The organism is Anoxybacillus sp. PDR2, assembly GCF_009834045.1.
Lineage (GTDB): Bacteria > Bacillota > Bacilli > Bacillales > Anoxybacillaceae > Anoxybacteroides > Anoxybacteroides rupiense.
In genome coordinates this window covers 401,703-416,956 of record NZ_CP047158.1, presented here as the reverse complement: position 1 = coordinate 416,956, position 15,254 = coordinate 401,703, and the positions used below count along the sequence as shown (strand labels likewise).

The 15,254-nt window shown below is 44.1% G+C and carries 10 protein-coding genes; 3 read left to right on the top strand and 7 right to left on the bottom strand.

From position 1 onward, the window contains the following. The first annotated feature begins 110 nt into the window (after nucleotides 1-110). The gene (locus tag GRQ40_RS02080; RefSeq protein WP_236546387.1) at nucleotides 111-1,862 is read left to right on the top strand and encodes a DUF6020 family protein; all 1,752 of its coding nucleotides are present in this window, start codon (nucleotides 111-113) and stop codon (nucleotides 1,860-1,862) included. A gap of 102 nt (nucleotides 1,863-1,964) precedes the next feature. On the opposite strand, the gene galU is transcribed toward GRQ40_RS02080, so the two are convergent. After that, nucleotides 1,965-2,846: a UTP--glucose-1-phosphate uridylyltransferase GalU gene (gene galU / locus GRQ40_RS02075; protein WP_159719269.1), complete on the bottom strand. Its 882-nt coding sequence runs from the start codon at nucleotides 2,844-2,846 to the stop codon at nucleotides 1,965-1,967. A gap of 747 nt (nucleotides 2,847-3,593) precedes the next feature. On the opposite strand from galU, the gene GRQ40_RS02070 reads away from it, so the two are divergent. Continuing rightward, on the top strand, nucleotides 3,594-4,799 hold the full coding sequence (locus tag GRQ40_RS02070; protein ID WP_159719268.1) for a polysaccharide deacetylase family protein: 1,206 nt from the start codon (nucleotides 3,594-3,596) through the stop codon (nucleotides 4,797-4,799). 72 nt (nucleotides 4,800-4,871) lie between these two features. Here GRQ40_RS02070 and GRQ40_RS02065 read toward each other — a convergent pair whose 3' ends face one another. The 4 genes from GRQ40_RS02065 to GRQ40_RS02050 all read right to left on the bottom strand — a co-directional run bounded on the left by GRQ40_RS02065 (nucleotide 4,872) and on the right by GRQ40_RS02050 (nucleotide 10,770). Further along, on the bottom strand, nucleotides 4,872-6,131 hold the full coding sequence (locus tag GRQ40_RS02065) for a dihydrolipoamide acetyltransferase family protein (protein ID WP_159719267.1): 1,260 nt from the start codon (nucleotides 6,129-6,131) through the stop codon (nucleotides 4,872-4,874). A 515-nt stretch (nucleotides 6,132-6,646) separates the two neighbouring features. Beyond that, nucleotides 6,647-7,681 (bottom strand): alpha-ketoacid dehydrogenase subunit beta, encoded by a 1,035-nt coding sequence (locus GRQ40_RS02060; RefSeq protein WP_044741354.1) that lies wholly within the window; start codon nucleotides 7,679-7,681, stop codon nucleotides 6,647-6,649. Between the two features lie 24 nt (nucleotides 7,682-7,705). Next, nucleotides 7,706-8,701 carry a thiamine pyrophosphate-dependent dehydrogenase E1 component subunit alpha gene (locus tag GRQ40_RS02055; protein WP_066148430.1) on the bottom strand — a complete coding sequence of 332 codons (996 nt, stop codon included), beginning with the start codon at nucleotides 8,699-8,701 and terminating at the stop codon, nucleotides 7,706-7,708. A 221-nt stretch (nucleotides 8,702-8,922) separates the two neighbouring features. Next, entirely contained in the window at nucleotides 8,923-10,770 is a 1,848-nt protein-coding gene (locus GRQ40_RS02050; protein WP_159719266.1) for a sigma-54-dependent Fis family transcriptional regulator, read from the bottom strand. A 294-nt stretch (nucleotides 10,771-11,064) separates the two neighbouring features. Between GRQ40_RS02050 and GRQ40_RS02045 the strand changes: the two genes are divergently transcribed. Next, the gene (locus GRQ40_RS02045) at nucleotides 11,065-11,859 is read left to right on the top strand and encodes a VOC family protein (RefSeq protein WP_159719265.1); all 795 of its coding nucleotides are present in this window, start codon (nucleotides 11,065-11,067) and stop codon (nucleotides 11,857-11,859) included. An 83-nt stretch (nucleotides 11,860-11,942) separates the two neighbouring features. Here GRQ40_RS02045 and GRQ40_RS02040 read toward each other — a convergent pair whose 3' ends face one another. Then, complete coding sequence (locus tag GRQ40_RS02040; RefSeq protein ID WP_159719264.1) at nucleotides 11,943-14,372, bottom strand: ABC transporter permease; 2,430 nt, start codon at nucleotides 14,370-14,372, stop codon at nucleotides 11,943-11,945. Beyond that, nucleotides 14,369-15,046 carry an ABC transporter ATP-binding protein gene (locus GRQ40_RS02035; protein ID WP_080859680.1) on the bottom strand — a complete coding sequence of 226 codons (678 nt, stop codon included), beginning with the start codon at nucleotides 15,044-15,046 and terminating at the stop codon, nucleotides 14,369-14,371. Before GRQ40_RS02035 ends, GRQ40_RS02040 begins: the two co-directional genes overlap by 4 nt. Between the last annotated feature and the right edge of the window lie 208 nt (nucleotides 15,047-15,254).

The following is a 15,254-nucleotide window of genomic DNA, read 5'->3' as shown; positions in this document are numbered from 1 at the left end:
CTAGTGATCGATGTCGCCATCACAAAGACATTGCATAGAGTCAGTGTTAGGAATGGATTAGCGCACGTTCAACATCATATGATTACCTATTCTGAGGAGGAAATAATGTAATGAGCACGAGGATGATCATTTATATAGCTAGTATCCCGTTAGCCCTTTTTAGCAGTGTGGCCCTCATTTTCTTTTTTATCCCCATTCAAGATACGTCACGGGCGACCGTTGCTTTTGTCACGACACTATTGACTTTCATCCATATTCATTTGCTGTTCTTAATGAAAGATGAATGGCGCCGTCTTTTAAAAAGACAACGGATAGCGATTATCGTCTTTACGCTTTTATTTTCATTCTTAGCCCTTCTTAGCATGAAAGGAGAACAAGATTTTTTGCTTGCCTACTCTTTTAAAACAAGAGCATATGTTTATGTCGGCACCTTTTTTTTCCTAAGTAGTCTTGTATTGTGGATTATTTTCTCCTCTCTAAAAATAGAGGTAAAACCAGCTGATCACTTAGCTTCAAGCAAATGGAGCCTATTCAAATACGCCGTTCCTTCCATCATCCTGTGGGGGGGATATGCACTGGCGATTTTCCCTGCCGCTATGACCTTTGATTCTGTTGATCAGTGGCACCAAGCTCATACCGGACATTTTAGCAATTGGCATCCGCTGATGTATACATTACTCATTATGGGACTAACGAAAATTTGGAACTCTCCCGCTATTGTTGCGCTATCGCAAATCATCATCATCTCACTCATCTTTGGATACTGTATGGCCCAATTCGAAAAAGCTGGCATTCGACGCTTTTGGCTTTGGATTGTATCGATTCTTTTTGCAATTAACCCTATTAACGGCATTTATTCTGTAACAATTTGGAAAGATATCCTATATAGTGCATTCATATTACTATTTAGTACGACTATCTTTCATTTAGTCATTACGAATGGAAAATGGCTAAACAGCAAGAAAAACACGTGGATTTTCTTTCTAGCCGCCTTCGGTGTTGTATTTTTCCGTCATAACGGCTTTCCGGTGTTCCTTGTCATGCTCATCGTTTTGCTTATGGTCTTCCGCCGTCAGTGGAAACCGTTGATATTATCCGGGGGCTCTATTATCGCGTTTTACCTCATCTTTACAGGGCCTGTCTTTCATTATCTGAAGGTCGCACCTTCGGATCCAAACGAGGTTTTAAGCATTCCTACCCAACAAATAGCTAGAGTGATTGAGCAAGGTGGAAAACTAACAGAGGAACAGGCGCAATACTTAAATCAAATTTTGCCATTACCGTTGTGGAAGCAATATTATCATCCATATATCACCAATCGCATTAAATTTTCCAAGGAATATAATCGAAGTGCGATTTTTCCCGATCATCTTTCCACTTATATGCGGACATGGCTCGAAATTTGCGCACAAAATCCAAAAATAGCAAAGGAAGCTTTTTTAAAACAAACTTCTCTTGTCTGGCAAATGAATGAACCACAAGACGGCCATACGTATACATTTGTGACAAATGTTTGGCCTCACAATAGGGACGGGCTGAAAAGCCAAGTCATCGTTAAGCCTTTGACTGAATTCATCACTCAATATTTAAAAACATCGGATACAGATTTAAAACCATTTATTTGGCGGCCAGCCAACTACATGTTCCTGATCGTTTTGTTTACTTTTATTACAGCTTTGCGGAACGACTGGAAGGCTTGGTTAGTTCCTTTTGCGTTGTTTCTCAATATCGGAAGCATTTTTATCGCTCTGCCGGCTCAAGACTTTCGTTATTTGTATGCCAATACACTCGTATTTTATCTTTCCGTTTTATTCATGTTCATACGTTATAAAGACAAGGAACCTTCGAAGCAGAGCTCTTGATTTCATTAACAGAGCTGGCTCTCAAGATTTCTTATTCCATGTGCATAAAAAACCTCTCCCCTCTTCACTTCGTGAAAGGAGGGAGAGGTTTCTATGAGTATGTTAAAGCGCCTTTTCCTGATGGAGCAATTGCTTCAAAAAGCTAATCAGCTCCCCGCGCAGTTCTTCCTTCTGCAGCGCGAATTCCACCGTCGTTTTTACAAATCCAAGCTTCTCGCCTACATCATAGCGCTTGCCCATAAAACTGTATGCATATACAGACTGTTTTTCATTTAATTTTTGGATCGCATCGGTCAGTTGAATTTCTCCTCCAGCCCCAATCTCCTGTTTTTCTAAAAACTCGAATATATCCGGAGTAAACACATAACGACCCATAATCGCTAAATTGGACGGAGCTGTGCCTAACGGAGGTTTTTCAACAAACTGCTTTACTTGATAAAGCTCTCCCATTTTCTTTAGCGGTTCGATAATTCCATAACGGTTTGTTTCATCGTCCGGCACGGGTTGAACACCAATCACTGAGCATTGAGTATGCTCAAATTGTTCAATCAATTGGCTTAAACAAGGTTTTTCCGCTTGGACGATATCATCTCCCAGTAACACCGCGAACGGTTCATCGCCAATAAACTTGCGGGCACACCATACCGCATGGCCCAATCCTTTTGGGGATTTTTGGCGAATATAATGAATATCCACTAAATTAGCGGAGTGGCGCACCTCTTCCAATAAATCGTACTTTTTCTTTTCCATTAAATTTTGCTCCAGCTCTGGCGCATTATCAAAATGGTCTTCAATGGCGCGCTTTCCTTTTCCCGTTACAATGATAATATCTTCAATGCCAGAAGCGATCGCTTCTTCAACAATATACTGAATGGTCGGCTTATCCACAATCGGAAGCATTTCCTTGGGCATCGCCTTAGTAGCTGGTAGAAAACGAGTGCCCAAACCGGCAGCAGGAATAATCGCCTTTCTAACCTTTTTCATGCTAAACTCTCCTTTATCATCCAATTCCTTATTAATTATATATGACTAAAAATGGATAAACAATAAATCTGGAATGAATAGTATATTACACAATTAGAAAAAATAAACTGCTTTCCCCAAAAACAAGTCTATCTGTTTGATCGGGTCATCCACACACTAACAGATAAACGCTTTCCGCATCAAAACCTCTTTTTAACATACGAAAACATGTACTTCCCTGACATAACAAAATTCCTCGTTAATACATGGAATCTCGTTCATAATATGTATAAAAATACTATTGAAACAAATCATTTATAAGATTATATTTATAATATGGTTGAATCTATCATTATTACCATATATCGTAATGGAACAAACGGCAAAAGAATTCAAGTCGACCTCTATTGATCGATCGGGAAAGGTTGAATGAATTGTTTACTCCAAAAAATCAACCCATTTTTTAACAATATGGAAACTTGCCTTGAACCAACGAAAAACACCCTAAATTTCATATCGATATAAATGATGGGTTCAAATGGAAAACCGATAGAAACGAGCTCGTTCAACCGTTTGAAAATGATGAGGCCATATTAGAAAATCAATCTGTATTGAATCCGTTCACTCCGTGAAAGTATACATACGCACCTTTAAGCAAAACCAATGGAATAAGGCGATTCATCATAGGCTGGCAATGGAGAATGAAAGCCGATATTTGCCGTTCTCCCCCTATCAGTCAATCAAATTAGGAAAGGAGGTGATCATGACATGCGGCGCATCTTCCTCTTTATCTTTTCATGCTTAGCTGTTTTTTTGGTTTTATTCACTCATAAAGCAACTGCCGACGGACAAAAAATGTATATTAAAGCGATACAGTCACGCGTTCCACTGCTTGACAACAGCACAGGCTCATTACTTGAAGTAGGCTATATGGAAAAAGGAGATATATTAAAAATCTATGCAGATGCAGGGAAAAATTGGTGGAAAATAAAATTTGGCAATAGCTATGCTTATGTGTATAAGGGTGCTGTTCATCCCTTTTGCAGCCAAACGGTTTCAGGAGAAAATGCAAAAAATCTAAAAAACTCAAACCGCACGATTTTAATCAATAAAAATGAACGCGTTTATGATAATAGCAAGGGCAAACTGATTCCTTTCGTCACGATCAAAGGCAATATGCGTTATCCGATTATAAAAAAAATCAATCATTGGTACCAACTTGATGTCGGCGGACGAATCGGATATTTACATGATTCAAAAGCTAAGTGGGACAATGGTGTCCCTGTCCTTATGTATCATCATATTTTAAAGCCAGCAGAAAATAAAAATTATCGCAATGTATCGACGACTATTTCGGATCTTCAGTTTAACCAACAGATGAATTGGCTGAAAACTCATGGGTACGAGGCGATTACGCTGGAGCGCTTAGAAAATTACGTAAAAGGAACGGCCAATCTCCCGGCCAAAGCGGTTGTCATTACCTTTGACGACGGTTTAAAAACGAGTTTTTTGTATGCTTATCCTGTATTAAAATCGTACGGATTTAAAGCAGCTAATTTTGTCATCACGAGCAGAATGACGAAAACACCGCAGCCATTTAACCCAGATAAGCTGCAATTTTTAAGTCAAACGGAAATGAACAGCATGAAGGACGTATTTACATTTGAATCCCATACCCATCAGCTACATCATTTAAACGGCAACAAAAGTGATGTGATCACAAAGCCTTATGCAACCGTCAAAGCGGACATTAAACAAAGCATAAGCATACTGGAAGGAAGCAAATATTTCGCCTATCCGTTCGGCCAATACAATGCTAATACAATAAAGCTATTAAAAGAATTAAATATTCATATGGCCGTGACAACCAAACCAGGGAAAGTCCAGGTTGGCGATGCATTGCTGGAAATTAAGCGACTTGGTGTAGAGCCAAATTGTACGTTAAATCAATTTGCTAAAATGGTGGAAAACTAAACAAATTAAACCGAGGCAGATTCATATGTAAAGGAGGAATCTGCCTCGGTGAACGTTTGCGATCGGCAATGACTATGATAACCAAAGCAGCCGATACGGCGCTTCTAAATAAGTCTTCACGGTGCGGAGAAAATCGCTCGCTGGAGCTCCATCAATGATTTGGTGGTCAAACGTCAAGCTGAGTGGCAATCGTTTTCTGCGTTGAATGTCCTCCCCGATAAAAACAGGGACATCGGTTGCCGTCCCTACCCCAAGAATCCCTACCTCTGGAGGATTGAGCACCGGCGTAAAAAATTCGACTCCATAAGCACCAAGACTAGTAATGGTAAAGGTCGATCCTGTCATCTCTTCACTGTTTAAAGCCCCTTCACGCGCCTTTTTACTTAACGTCTTGATTTGCTGTGAAATTTCTCTTAAAGAAAGAGATTCGGCATGTTTGACGACGGGAACAATAAGGCCGTTTTCCAACGCAACAGCTATCCCTAAATGGACCGCATCATACGTTTGAATCTGTCCATTTTGATAATGGCTGTTTATTTGTTTATGTTGAAGCAACGATAAAACGACAGCACGGGCAATAAAGTCCGTGATCGTCAGTTTTCCGATCGCTTCATCCTGTCTCAGCTTTTCCTGCAGCTCCAACAAATGAGTGACATCCGCGTTCATATGAATGGTCAACTGCGCCGTTTGCTGCAGGCTAGCAAGCATTCTTGAGGCAATGGTTTTACGCATGCCTGTCATCGGTTTGACCGTCACACCGCTTGGCTCAACTTCAACATTCGTTTGAGGCTTTAGCTGCTTTTCCGCAACAGAAGGGGCAGGAGCCTGTGCCATTTGTATGGCCTTTTCAATATCAGCTCTTGTTATCCTTCCCTTTGGGCCAGAACCGGAAATTTTGCTTAAATCAATCCCCGCTTCGCGAGCGAGCTTCCTCGCCGCAGGCGAGACACGGGCCATCATCTGCGGAGCGGGCTTCGTCTCTTCTGCCGCGATCGCTGTCGCCGCTTCCTGCCGCGCTGTTTGGCTTGCTGTGCTGATCACTTGTTCTTCTTTCTTGACAGCTTCTCTTCCTTCCGCTTCATGCATGCTTTCTCCTTCTTGACCGATATAGCCGATGGCTTGCCCTACTGCAACCGTTTCGTCTTGCGCCGCAATAATCTTCAATAGCACTCCATCCTGAGGGGCTTCAATATCTTTTTCGATTTTTTCCGAGCTGATGACCGCAATCGACTCACCTTTTTTAATCGCGTCTCCTTCTTTTTTGAGCCACTCGACTACCGTTCCTTCTTCCATGCTCATTCCTAGCTTTGGCATAATAATTTCAACCGCCATGATTTCCCTCTCCTTTTCCGATGAATACAAGGAATGAAAAATGCTGCAATCAATGTAGGCAGCATGCGCCTGAGCGTCCATGTCGCCAGCCGCTCTTGTGAACCACCCGCCACGCCACCGTTTAGAGGAGGGGGCTTCAAGCGACTTGTGCGTGTTCGCTGAACGGTAAGCCCCACACAAGAACCCTTTACGCTTCCCTTCGTTCCGCAGGGGTCCGTTCGAACGATAGAGTATCCTATCCGTTGGCGGATCGCCGACCGAAATTCATCTCCCCCTACTCACTGGGCTGTCACCCTTCATGGTCCTCGAGGATGGGAGACTTCTTTTGGAAAGCTGTTAAATCGCTCATTATACTAGCGCCCTATATTCACTCTTATCTTTTTGAGAAAATGTCAGCTGCTGGACTCCAGCTGAAATGAATGACCTATTGATTCACGCTTTAAGAAAGAAAGGCGCATGCCAGCTGATTGAAATAAAACAAAGTTTTACTATGTCCCGCACGATTCGCGTCTGCTTCACACGGTTACAATCGTTTCATCGCCGATAATTTCAGCTGCTGCCCGCAACACTTTTTCCGGAGTTGGCAAATACAGGTCCTCCAATGCCGGCGAAAATGGAACCGGGCAATGCGGAGCGGTAATCATTTTGATCGGCGCGTCTAAATAATCAAATCCTTTATCGGCCACGAGCGCGGAAATATCCGTAGCAGCGCTGCAGCGCGGATTTGCTTCATCGATGACAATAAGCCGGCCCGTCTTCTCCACAGAAGCTAAAATCGTCTCCTCATCAAGCGGAGATAGCGTTCTTGGATCGACGACTTCTGTTTCAATTCCTCTCTCTTTTAATAATTCTGCCGCCTTTAACGCGGTATGCACCTGTTTTCCGATTGCGACAATCGTCAAATCGCTGCCTTGCCGTTTAATATCGGCCTTTCCAAGCGGAATCGTATAAAACTCCTCGTCTACTTCTCCTTTCATGTTATAAAGTGTTTTATCCTCAAAAAAGATCACGGGATCATCATCAAAAATCGAAGCGAGCAAGAGCCCTTTTGCGTCAGATGGAGTCGATGGCACAACCACCTTTAAACCTGGTATGTGGGTAAATAACGCATAAAGGCTTTGCGAATGCTGGGCCGCCGCCCGAAACCCTGCACCATGCATCGTCCGCACAGTGAGCGGCACCTTCGCCTTTCCGCCAAACATATAGCGCAGCTTTGCTCCCTGATTCATCACCTCGTCCAAACAACTGCCGATAAAGTCATTAAACATTAATTCAGCGATTGGCCGCATTCCAGTGGCCGCCGCCGTGACAGCCGCTCCCATATATCCCGCTTCAGCAATCGGCGTATCAAGTACTCGTTCTCTCCCAAACTCCTGCACAAGTCCTTTCGTGACTCCCATCACTCCTCCCCATGCTTCGTCATCCTGCAAATGGTCGACTGTCGCCCCGCCGGCGACATCCTCTCCGAGCAAAATGACATTCGGATCTTTTCGCATCGCCAGCTTCATCGCCTCATTGACCGCTTCTGAGAAAGAAATTTTTCTTGTCATCTTTCGCTCCCCCTCACTTTTTCATTAATAGGATACATATACATCCCGCAAAAGCTCCTCTTCGGTCGGAAACGGACTATTCTCCGCAAACTCGACAGCCTTCTCAATCGCTTCTGCCACATTTTGTTCGATATGCATTAGCTCCTGCTCAGAGACAAGCCCATTCGCCAGCAAATGCTTGCGGAATCTGACAATCGCATCAAGCTCCTGCAAATGCTTCTGCTTTTCTTCCGATGATTTGTATGTTTGCGCATCTCCCTCGAAATGTCCGTAGTTTCGATAAGTTTTACACTCAATCAGCGTCGGGCCTTGTCCGTTTCTTGCTCGCTCAATCGCCCTTTCCGCCGCTTCATAAACAGCGACCACATCCTTACCGTCCACAATTTCTCCCGGAATATTATAAGCAGCCGCACGATCGGCAATATTTTGGCAGCTGGAAGCATATTCAAAAGGAGTAGCTTCCGCGTATCCATTATTTTCGGCCACAAAAATGACCGGTAGCTTCCAAATCGCCGCAAGATTGATCCCTTCATGAAACGTTCCATGGTTGTTGGCGCCATCTCCGAAAAAGCAAACGGCCACTCCGCCCGTTTTCTTTAACTTCGCCGTCAATCCGGCACCAACAGCGAGAGGAAAGCCTCCTCCAACGATTCCATTGGCACCAAGCATTCCTTTTTCCACATCGGCAATATGCATCGATCCGCCTTTTCCTTTACATAGCCCTGTCGCCTTTCCATAAATTTCAGACATCATTCCATTTAAGTCACATTCCTTTGCAATGCAATGACCGTGCCCTCTGTGTGTGCTCGTAATATAGTCTTTTTCGCTTAAATGGGCGCAAATTCCGACTGCCACCGCCTCCTCGCCAGCATACAAATGAACAAAACCAGGCAAAACACCTTTGCTAAAAATTTCATGCACTTTGTCCTCAAACTGGCGAATTTCATTCATTTTTTGATACATCCACTTCGCTTTTTCTTGAGTGATGCTTTTCGTTTGTGATTTTGCGATTGTCATCATGCTCCCTCCTATTCGATTCATTTCACTTTTATATATTGCAAGTATCGTGCCAGCAAAAAAGCGCTTACAAAATCAATCCTTTTGCAAGCGCCTGATACACAAAAGCGACATTGTTTCTCATTTTGTTTCATACTGTATCATTTTGTTTCATTTTTGTTCATTGGCGAACCTTTTCCCTTTTGCGCAGAACGCGGAGAAACGGAACACTTTTCTAGGATGTTCTACATGAGCTGGTATTTTTTCAGTTTACGATAAAGGGTGCTTCGCGAAATATTAAGCGTAGCCGCTGCTTTGCTGACATTTCCGTTCGTGATCTGCAATACGTTCATCATTCGTTCTTTTTCGATCTTCTCTCTGTAAGATAGTGCTTGATTCTGCTCCGCTTTTTCTTTATTTTGATTCCAAGCTACAAGCATCGACTGAAGCTGAGAAACCGATGGGAGATGCGTCCCATATTCCACACGGATTCTTTCCAAAACATTCAACAGTTCGCGGATATTTCCAGGCCAGTGATAATTCATCAATAATTGCAGCAGCTGATCTGAAAAGGTTACCGTCCAATGGTGTTTTTGACAGTAATGCTCAATAAAAAAGGGAATATCTTCTTTTCTCTCTCTAAGCGGCGGTACATGAATGGGGTACACATAAATTCGGTAGAACAAATCCTCCCTAAGTTTTCCTTCCTGCACTAGCTTGTATAAGTCGCGATGAGTGGCCGTAATGATTCTCACATCAACCGGAATGGCTTTATCGCCCCCAATAGGTACCACCTCACGCTCTTGAAGCACCCTTAAAAGTGCTACTTGCATCTCTGGAGGGATCTCGCCCATTTCATCAAGAAACAAGGTTCCACCATTCGCCTGCACAAATTTCCCCTTATGTCCTGTCCGCTTGGCCCCTGTAAACGCTCCTTCTGCATAGCCAAACAATTCACTGCCAATCAGCTCTTTTGGAATGGCGCCGCAGTTGACCGCCACAAACGGTTTGTTTTTCCGGTTGCTATTTTGATGAATAAAGCGGGCGAGCATTTCCTTTCCGGTACCGGTTTCTCCCGTCATATAAACCGTGGTCTCTGTTTTTGCTGCTTTTTCGCAGCTTTGCAAAACATGGGCAAACACCTCGCTTTCTCCCGCAACACCATCAAAATGAAAGGATGGCGCAGAGAAGTAAAAGGTTTGTGGATAAACGGCGGTTCTCTGAAGCGTCACCTCATAGCCGATCAACTCACCATCAACGGCAGAGTGAATCGGTTTTTTTGTTTGAATTCTCCATTTTTGTTCACAAAGGGATTCCAGTGGCTGATCGGTTAAATTAGGCAAGAAAGCGCGCAACCCATGGTTCATCCATACCGTTTTTTCATGACAGTCGCAGATGACAACCGGAGAATGAGGATTGGGAATGTGATGTGTATACTTAAATAGTTCTAATAGATCTTCTTTCTTTTGTAGCTGAAATCGCTGTTCGATGGTATAAGCGGCGGCAACAACAGTGGCTAAAGCATGGTCTTGAAGCAGAGAGCTGTTGATGGGGCAAGAAAGATCAATCGCTCCAACTAATTCTTTCTTTTCATTATAGATAGGCGTAGCTGAACATATCCATTGCTGGGAAGCGACTGAGTAGTGCTCATCGCCGACAACGGTGATCGGCTCCTGAATTCTTAGCGCTGTGCCAATCGCATTTGTTCCAACCTCATCCTCGGTCCATTTCACTCCTTCTGTAAAACGAATCGCTTTAGCTTTCTTGATCGCTTGCTGATGTCCATTCGCGTATAAAACATATCCATCGCGATCAATTAACAACAAAAGCGATTTTGTCTCCTGAATCAGCTTCTGTAGCTTTTCTAAAACAGGAACTGCCAGCTGCAGCAATCGCCGATTTTTTTGCTTCCGCTCCAGCAATAAAGGCGGTTCCAGCACAACTTTCCCCTTTCCATCGTATGGATTAACATTATAGCGGCGGCAAAGCTGCCATGATTCTTCAATTCTGTGATGGATTCTTCCTTGATCCAATATTCCTTCTCGTATAAAACGCTGCCAAACCTCCCTTTTGGATAGATCTACCATACCCATCCTATGCCCTCCTCTCTATCGGATTCATACTATACTACATTCGCTTTTGTTAAAAAAATTCCTCTTTGTGAACCCTTTCTACCTTTCTATGCGAATGGCCAATCCGCCGAGACGCCAGCGAAGTATAGAAAAGGGGGTATTGGCGCTTTTTCCTTCTTATTTTTATAATAAATACAAGCTGATTTCATCATGCAGCCACATGACCAAAGCATCACTTCGGCGATCATCAAACAGCCATATTGAAACATGCCGCAATCAACCGTTTCTATGGATATATGAAAAGGAGAGAGACCCATGCAAGTGACCTTTGACCATCTTGTTCATCTAACAGCATCCCCCAGAGAAGCGAAAGCTGCTTTTGCACAAATGGGCTTCCACGCCGTACAGGGCGGTATTCATCACGATTGGGGAACGTATAATTGCCTATGCTATTTCCGTGACTTGCGCTACATTGAATGGATTGGCTTTATGGACCTTAACAAAGCGAAAAAGTCTGATAATAGACTGATCCAGCAAATCGTCACAGACTCCGCCCAAGGGGCCGGCTTTTCACAAATCGCCTTTCGCACAAATGACATCCATGCCATCATGAACCATATTTCTGAAAAAGGATTAACCCCCATTGGCCCATTTGCCGGAAACCGGCAACGAGAAGACGGGACCGTGCTCAGCTGGTCGATGCTGTTTATTAGAGATGAGTCCCATCGCACATACCGCTATCCATTTTTTATTCAATGGGGGCAACAAGACAGCATACGGAAGCAGGAAATGAAACAGCTGATGCAGCATCATCATGGACAGCCAACCCTTTCCTATATCGGCATTCAAGCGGACCACCTCGACGAGTCGGTCCAAAAATATTGCCACTTATTTGATATTCCTTCTTCTTTAGTCCGCTATCATGCTGACCGATTTGGCTCTTATGCGGAGATTCCCGCTGGCCATATCAAGATGCGTTTTTATGAATCTGCGAAGCTTTCATCCGGAAGGGCTCTATATATCAATCGCCCTTTTTTATGCGGAATCACGGGAATGCCACAAAATCAAATGATCTTGCTCGAACAAGCGATTTACGATTTTTCTGTCTGAGAGGCAGGCAACCGGCATAGGGCAAACAACCCAAAACCCATTCCCTCTCCAGGCAAAGCTGGAGAGGGAAGATACCATTTAGGCTAAACCGCATCAAAATGGCGCGTCCATACGATAACCGCGATCATGATCGCCAAGATCACAAACGAACTGCTTAATCCCATCACGCTCCACATAAAGGAAACATGAAGCAAATAAAGGGCAAGGCTGGCAAAAGCCAATCCGAGAATGATGGCAGAAAGAGCCCAAACCGCTATTTCCTTTGCAAAATGCCAGAGCCTCGTTCTTCTTGTCCAACCGATCATCTCATACATTTGAAACTCGCTTTTTCGTTCGCTCAATAGCGTATGAACCCCTTCGCTCACACCGATGGCGGCAAGGCCAGTTGACGATAAAATGATCGAGATTTGCACCCAAAAGGTCGCATTTCTTATATACTCCCCTAAGGCGGTCTCTGCCGTCTCCTGCAGGGCAGCGGTCAACGCGGCGATCTGTACAGCCAGCAACACGGCGGCAAGCGATAAAATCCCCATCATCGGAACAATCCAGCGCCGATAATAACGAATGGAAGAAAAACGGCGATAAGCGATCGTTCGCTCCTTTCGTTCTTCTTTTCTGTGAAGCAAAAATGTCACAAGCACTATGGAAAACATCCACAAACCAGCGGCCACCCCATATAGCGGCAGGGCGGCATCCAAACCATATAAAATGCTAAAAGACGCCGCTAAGGCAACCGTCATAAGCAAATATTGCTCTATGGCATTTCGCTTGCGAATCTGTCCTTCTCGCCAACCAAGGAGAGTTAGATATTCATTTTCAAGAGCCAGCAGATTTTTTTCAAAAACGAGTCTCATAGCGAGCCAAAGCAGGGCAAAGCAAGAAAACAAAAATGTGGTTACAAGACTCATATCATTCCATGTATGTGTCAGCCGTTGGGCGACTCCTAACGTTGTCCACGGCTCCTTGACTTTGCCGATCCCCTCGACATCAAGCGTCATTTCCTTAAACGAAGCGCCGGCTACGACATCTACCTCATATCCCTGCTTCAACAACTTAGCGGCCACCTGTTCAATTTTCCGGCGGGCTGCCTCATCATACTTTTTAATTCCAGCAATTCGAACGCGAATGGCATCAATCGGTTTCTTTCCTTTGATCAGTTCAGCCGCTTCCAACGTCGTCACACCGCTGGCAGGCGCTGGAATGAAACTTCCGGGTACTGTTGTCGGCGTTAATGTGCGGCCCTCTTCGGTTGTTGCCTCCATCCCTCCATAAATGCCCAGAGGGCTTGAAGCAAGCTTGTTGCTGGGCTCCTTTTTCGGAGAAAACGTGCCTACCTGTTCAATAATAAAAGGGAGTTTCGTTGCAGTCGCCATCGAGACGCCCCGTTTTTCTACCTGCTTATAAGACGGCGGCTCACCAGGCTGTACAATATGGATGGTCGGAATGGAATCAAGATGCTGATAAACAATTTTAGAGGCGACATAATAAACGGACGTATCGCCGCCAATTGAATATCTTTGCGCAACATTTAACTGCCACTGGTCATTAAGAATCAGCGCCGTACCATCAAACGGCTTTTGAAACTTCGATAAATCTAAATCGATCGTTTTCGATTGCACGACTCTCTCCTTTTTCAGTTCCTTTAAAACCTCGGCGATTTTCTCCGGGCTTGCACTCATCATCCATTGCCCTTGCTGCAAATGGAGGCTGCGAAGATACTTCTCGATGCTTACCTCAAGCGTATCCACTTGCAGGCGAAGAAAAACGGGGATATTCAAATCATCACGCTGAAGCACCTTTACAACAGGGGGATTCCCGTAATTTTCAAGCGTCATTTTTAGCATCATCGCTTTTGGATCCTGAGGGCGATCCAGTTCCAGCGGTTCTTCTAATTTGGAAAAATCAATGCCGGTTAACTGCTGTTCGCTTTCCGGGTCAATGGCGACCAAAAGGTAATAATTCTCCGGCATCTCAATCATCATGGCTGCGCTTCCAAAACGCTGTGCTGTGGTAACATACTGAGTCGTTCCAGGATCGAGCTGTTCAAAATAGACAAATGTTCCCGAAGAACCGAGCGGATAGTTTTTATATCCGTCTGATGTATAAAATTGATAGGTGAATCTCGACGGATTTTCCAAAAAAGGGAGCTCTAGGGAAAACTGCTTGCCGCGAAAGTAGCCTAATGAAGCAACAGGAGCAGCCGCTTCAATCAGCGGATCGGCTTTGATCCGCTTCCACTCGGCGATGGAAAAGCCGCCCTTTCCATCGCCAATATAGTTTTCCTCGACGACGCCAAGCGTTTTTTCCACTTGCGTTCTTGATGAGGCAGGACGAACTAATAGATCATATGTACCCCTTCCATATTTCTCAATGCTGCTGTCGACCGTTGATTTCGCTTCTTTCGCTTGGAAAAGGCCGAACGGAATCAGCGTATAGACGCTGATAAGAGCGGCCAGCATCGTCATTGTTGCCATTTTCCGGTGAACGAGACGACGCCAAACGATCCGGATCATACATTCACCTCATTTGGCAGAAGAAGCCCATCTTTTAATAAATAAATGCAATTAGAGTAGGCCGCCACTTCCATATCATGGGTCACTAAAATCATCGTTTTTCCTTGCTGGTTGAAGGAACGCAAAATCTCAATCATATGATCGCGATTCTCCCGATCTAAATTCCCTGTCGGCTCATCGCAAACCAATACGTCCGGATCGGCAATGAGCGCACGCGCAAAGGCAACGCGCTGCTTTTCTCCTCCGGATAAGTCATTCGGCAGCCGGGAAAATAACGGCTCTTGAATGCCGAGCGATAGCAACAGCATTTTCGCTTTTTCATATAATTCCTGTTTCTTTTTATCATAATATAAAGGGAGGATCACATTGTCTAAAACCGAATAATACGGCAATAATTTAAAATCTTGAAATACAAACCCAATATGACGTCGGCGGAAATCGCTTTTTTCTCGTTCGCCCATTCGATAGAGATCGAGATCCCGGTAATAAACAGTCCCTGTATCCGGTTTTAATAAACCCGTCATAATTTTTAATAAAGTCGATTTCCCTGAGCCGGACGGACCGACAATCGACACCCAGCTCCCTTGCTGAATCACTAGATCAACATGATTTAAAATTTTGATTTTGCTAGAATGGTGCTTAAATGATTGGCTGATATTTTCTAATCGAATCATCTTTTCCCTCCTTCTCCTTAGCTAAAAACGAGGCTGTATATCACAGATTACACTGATCGCCCATTCACCAATAAGGATGCATATAACATTCATATGTCCTTCTAACAGCCGTAGGCCTCGATCTTTAAGGCTTAAACATACTCTCTAGGCATGCGCGACTTTTTTCTATTATACTTCTCTTTCTGTTTGCCTCTACCGCCAACCTGTG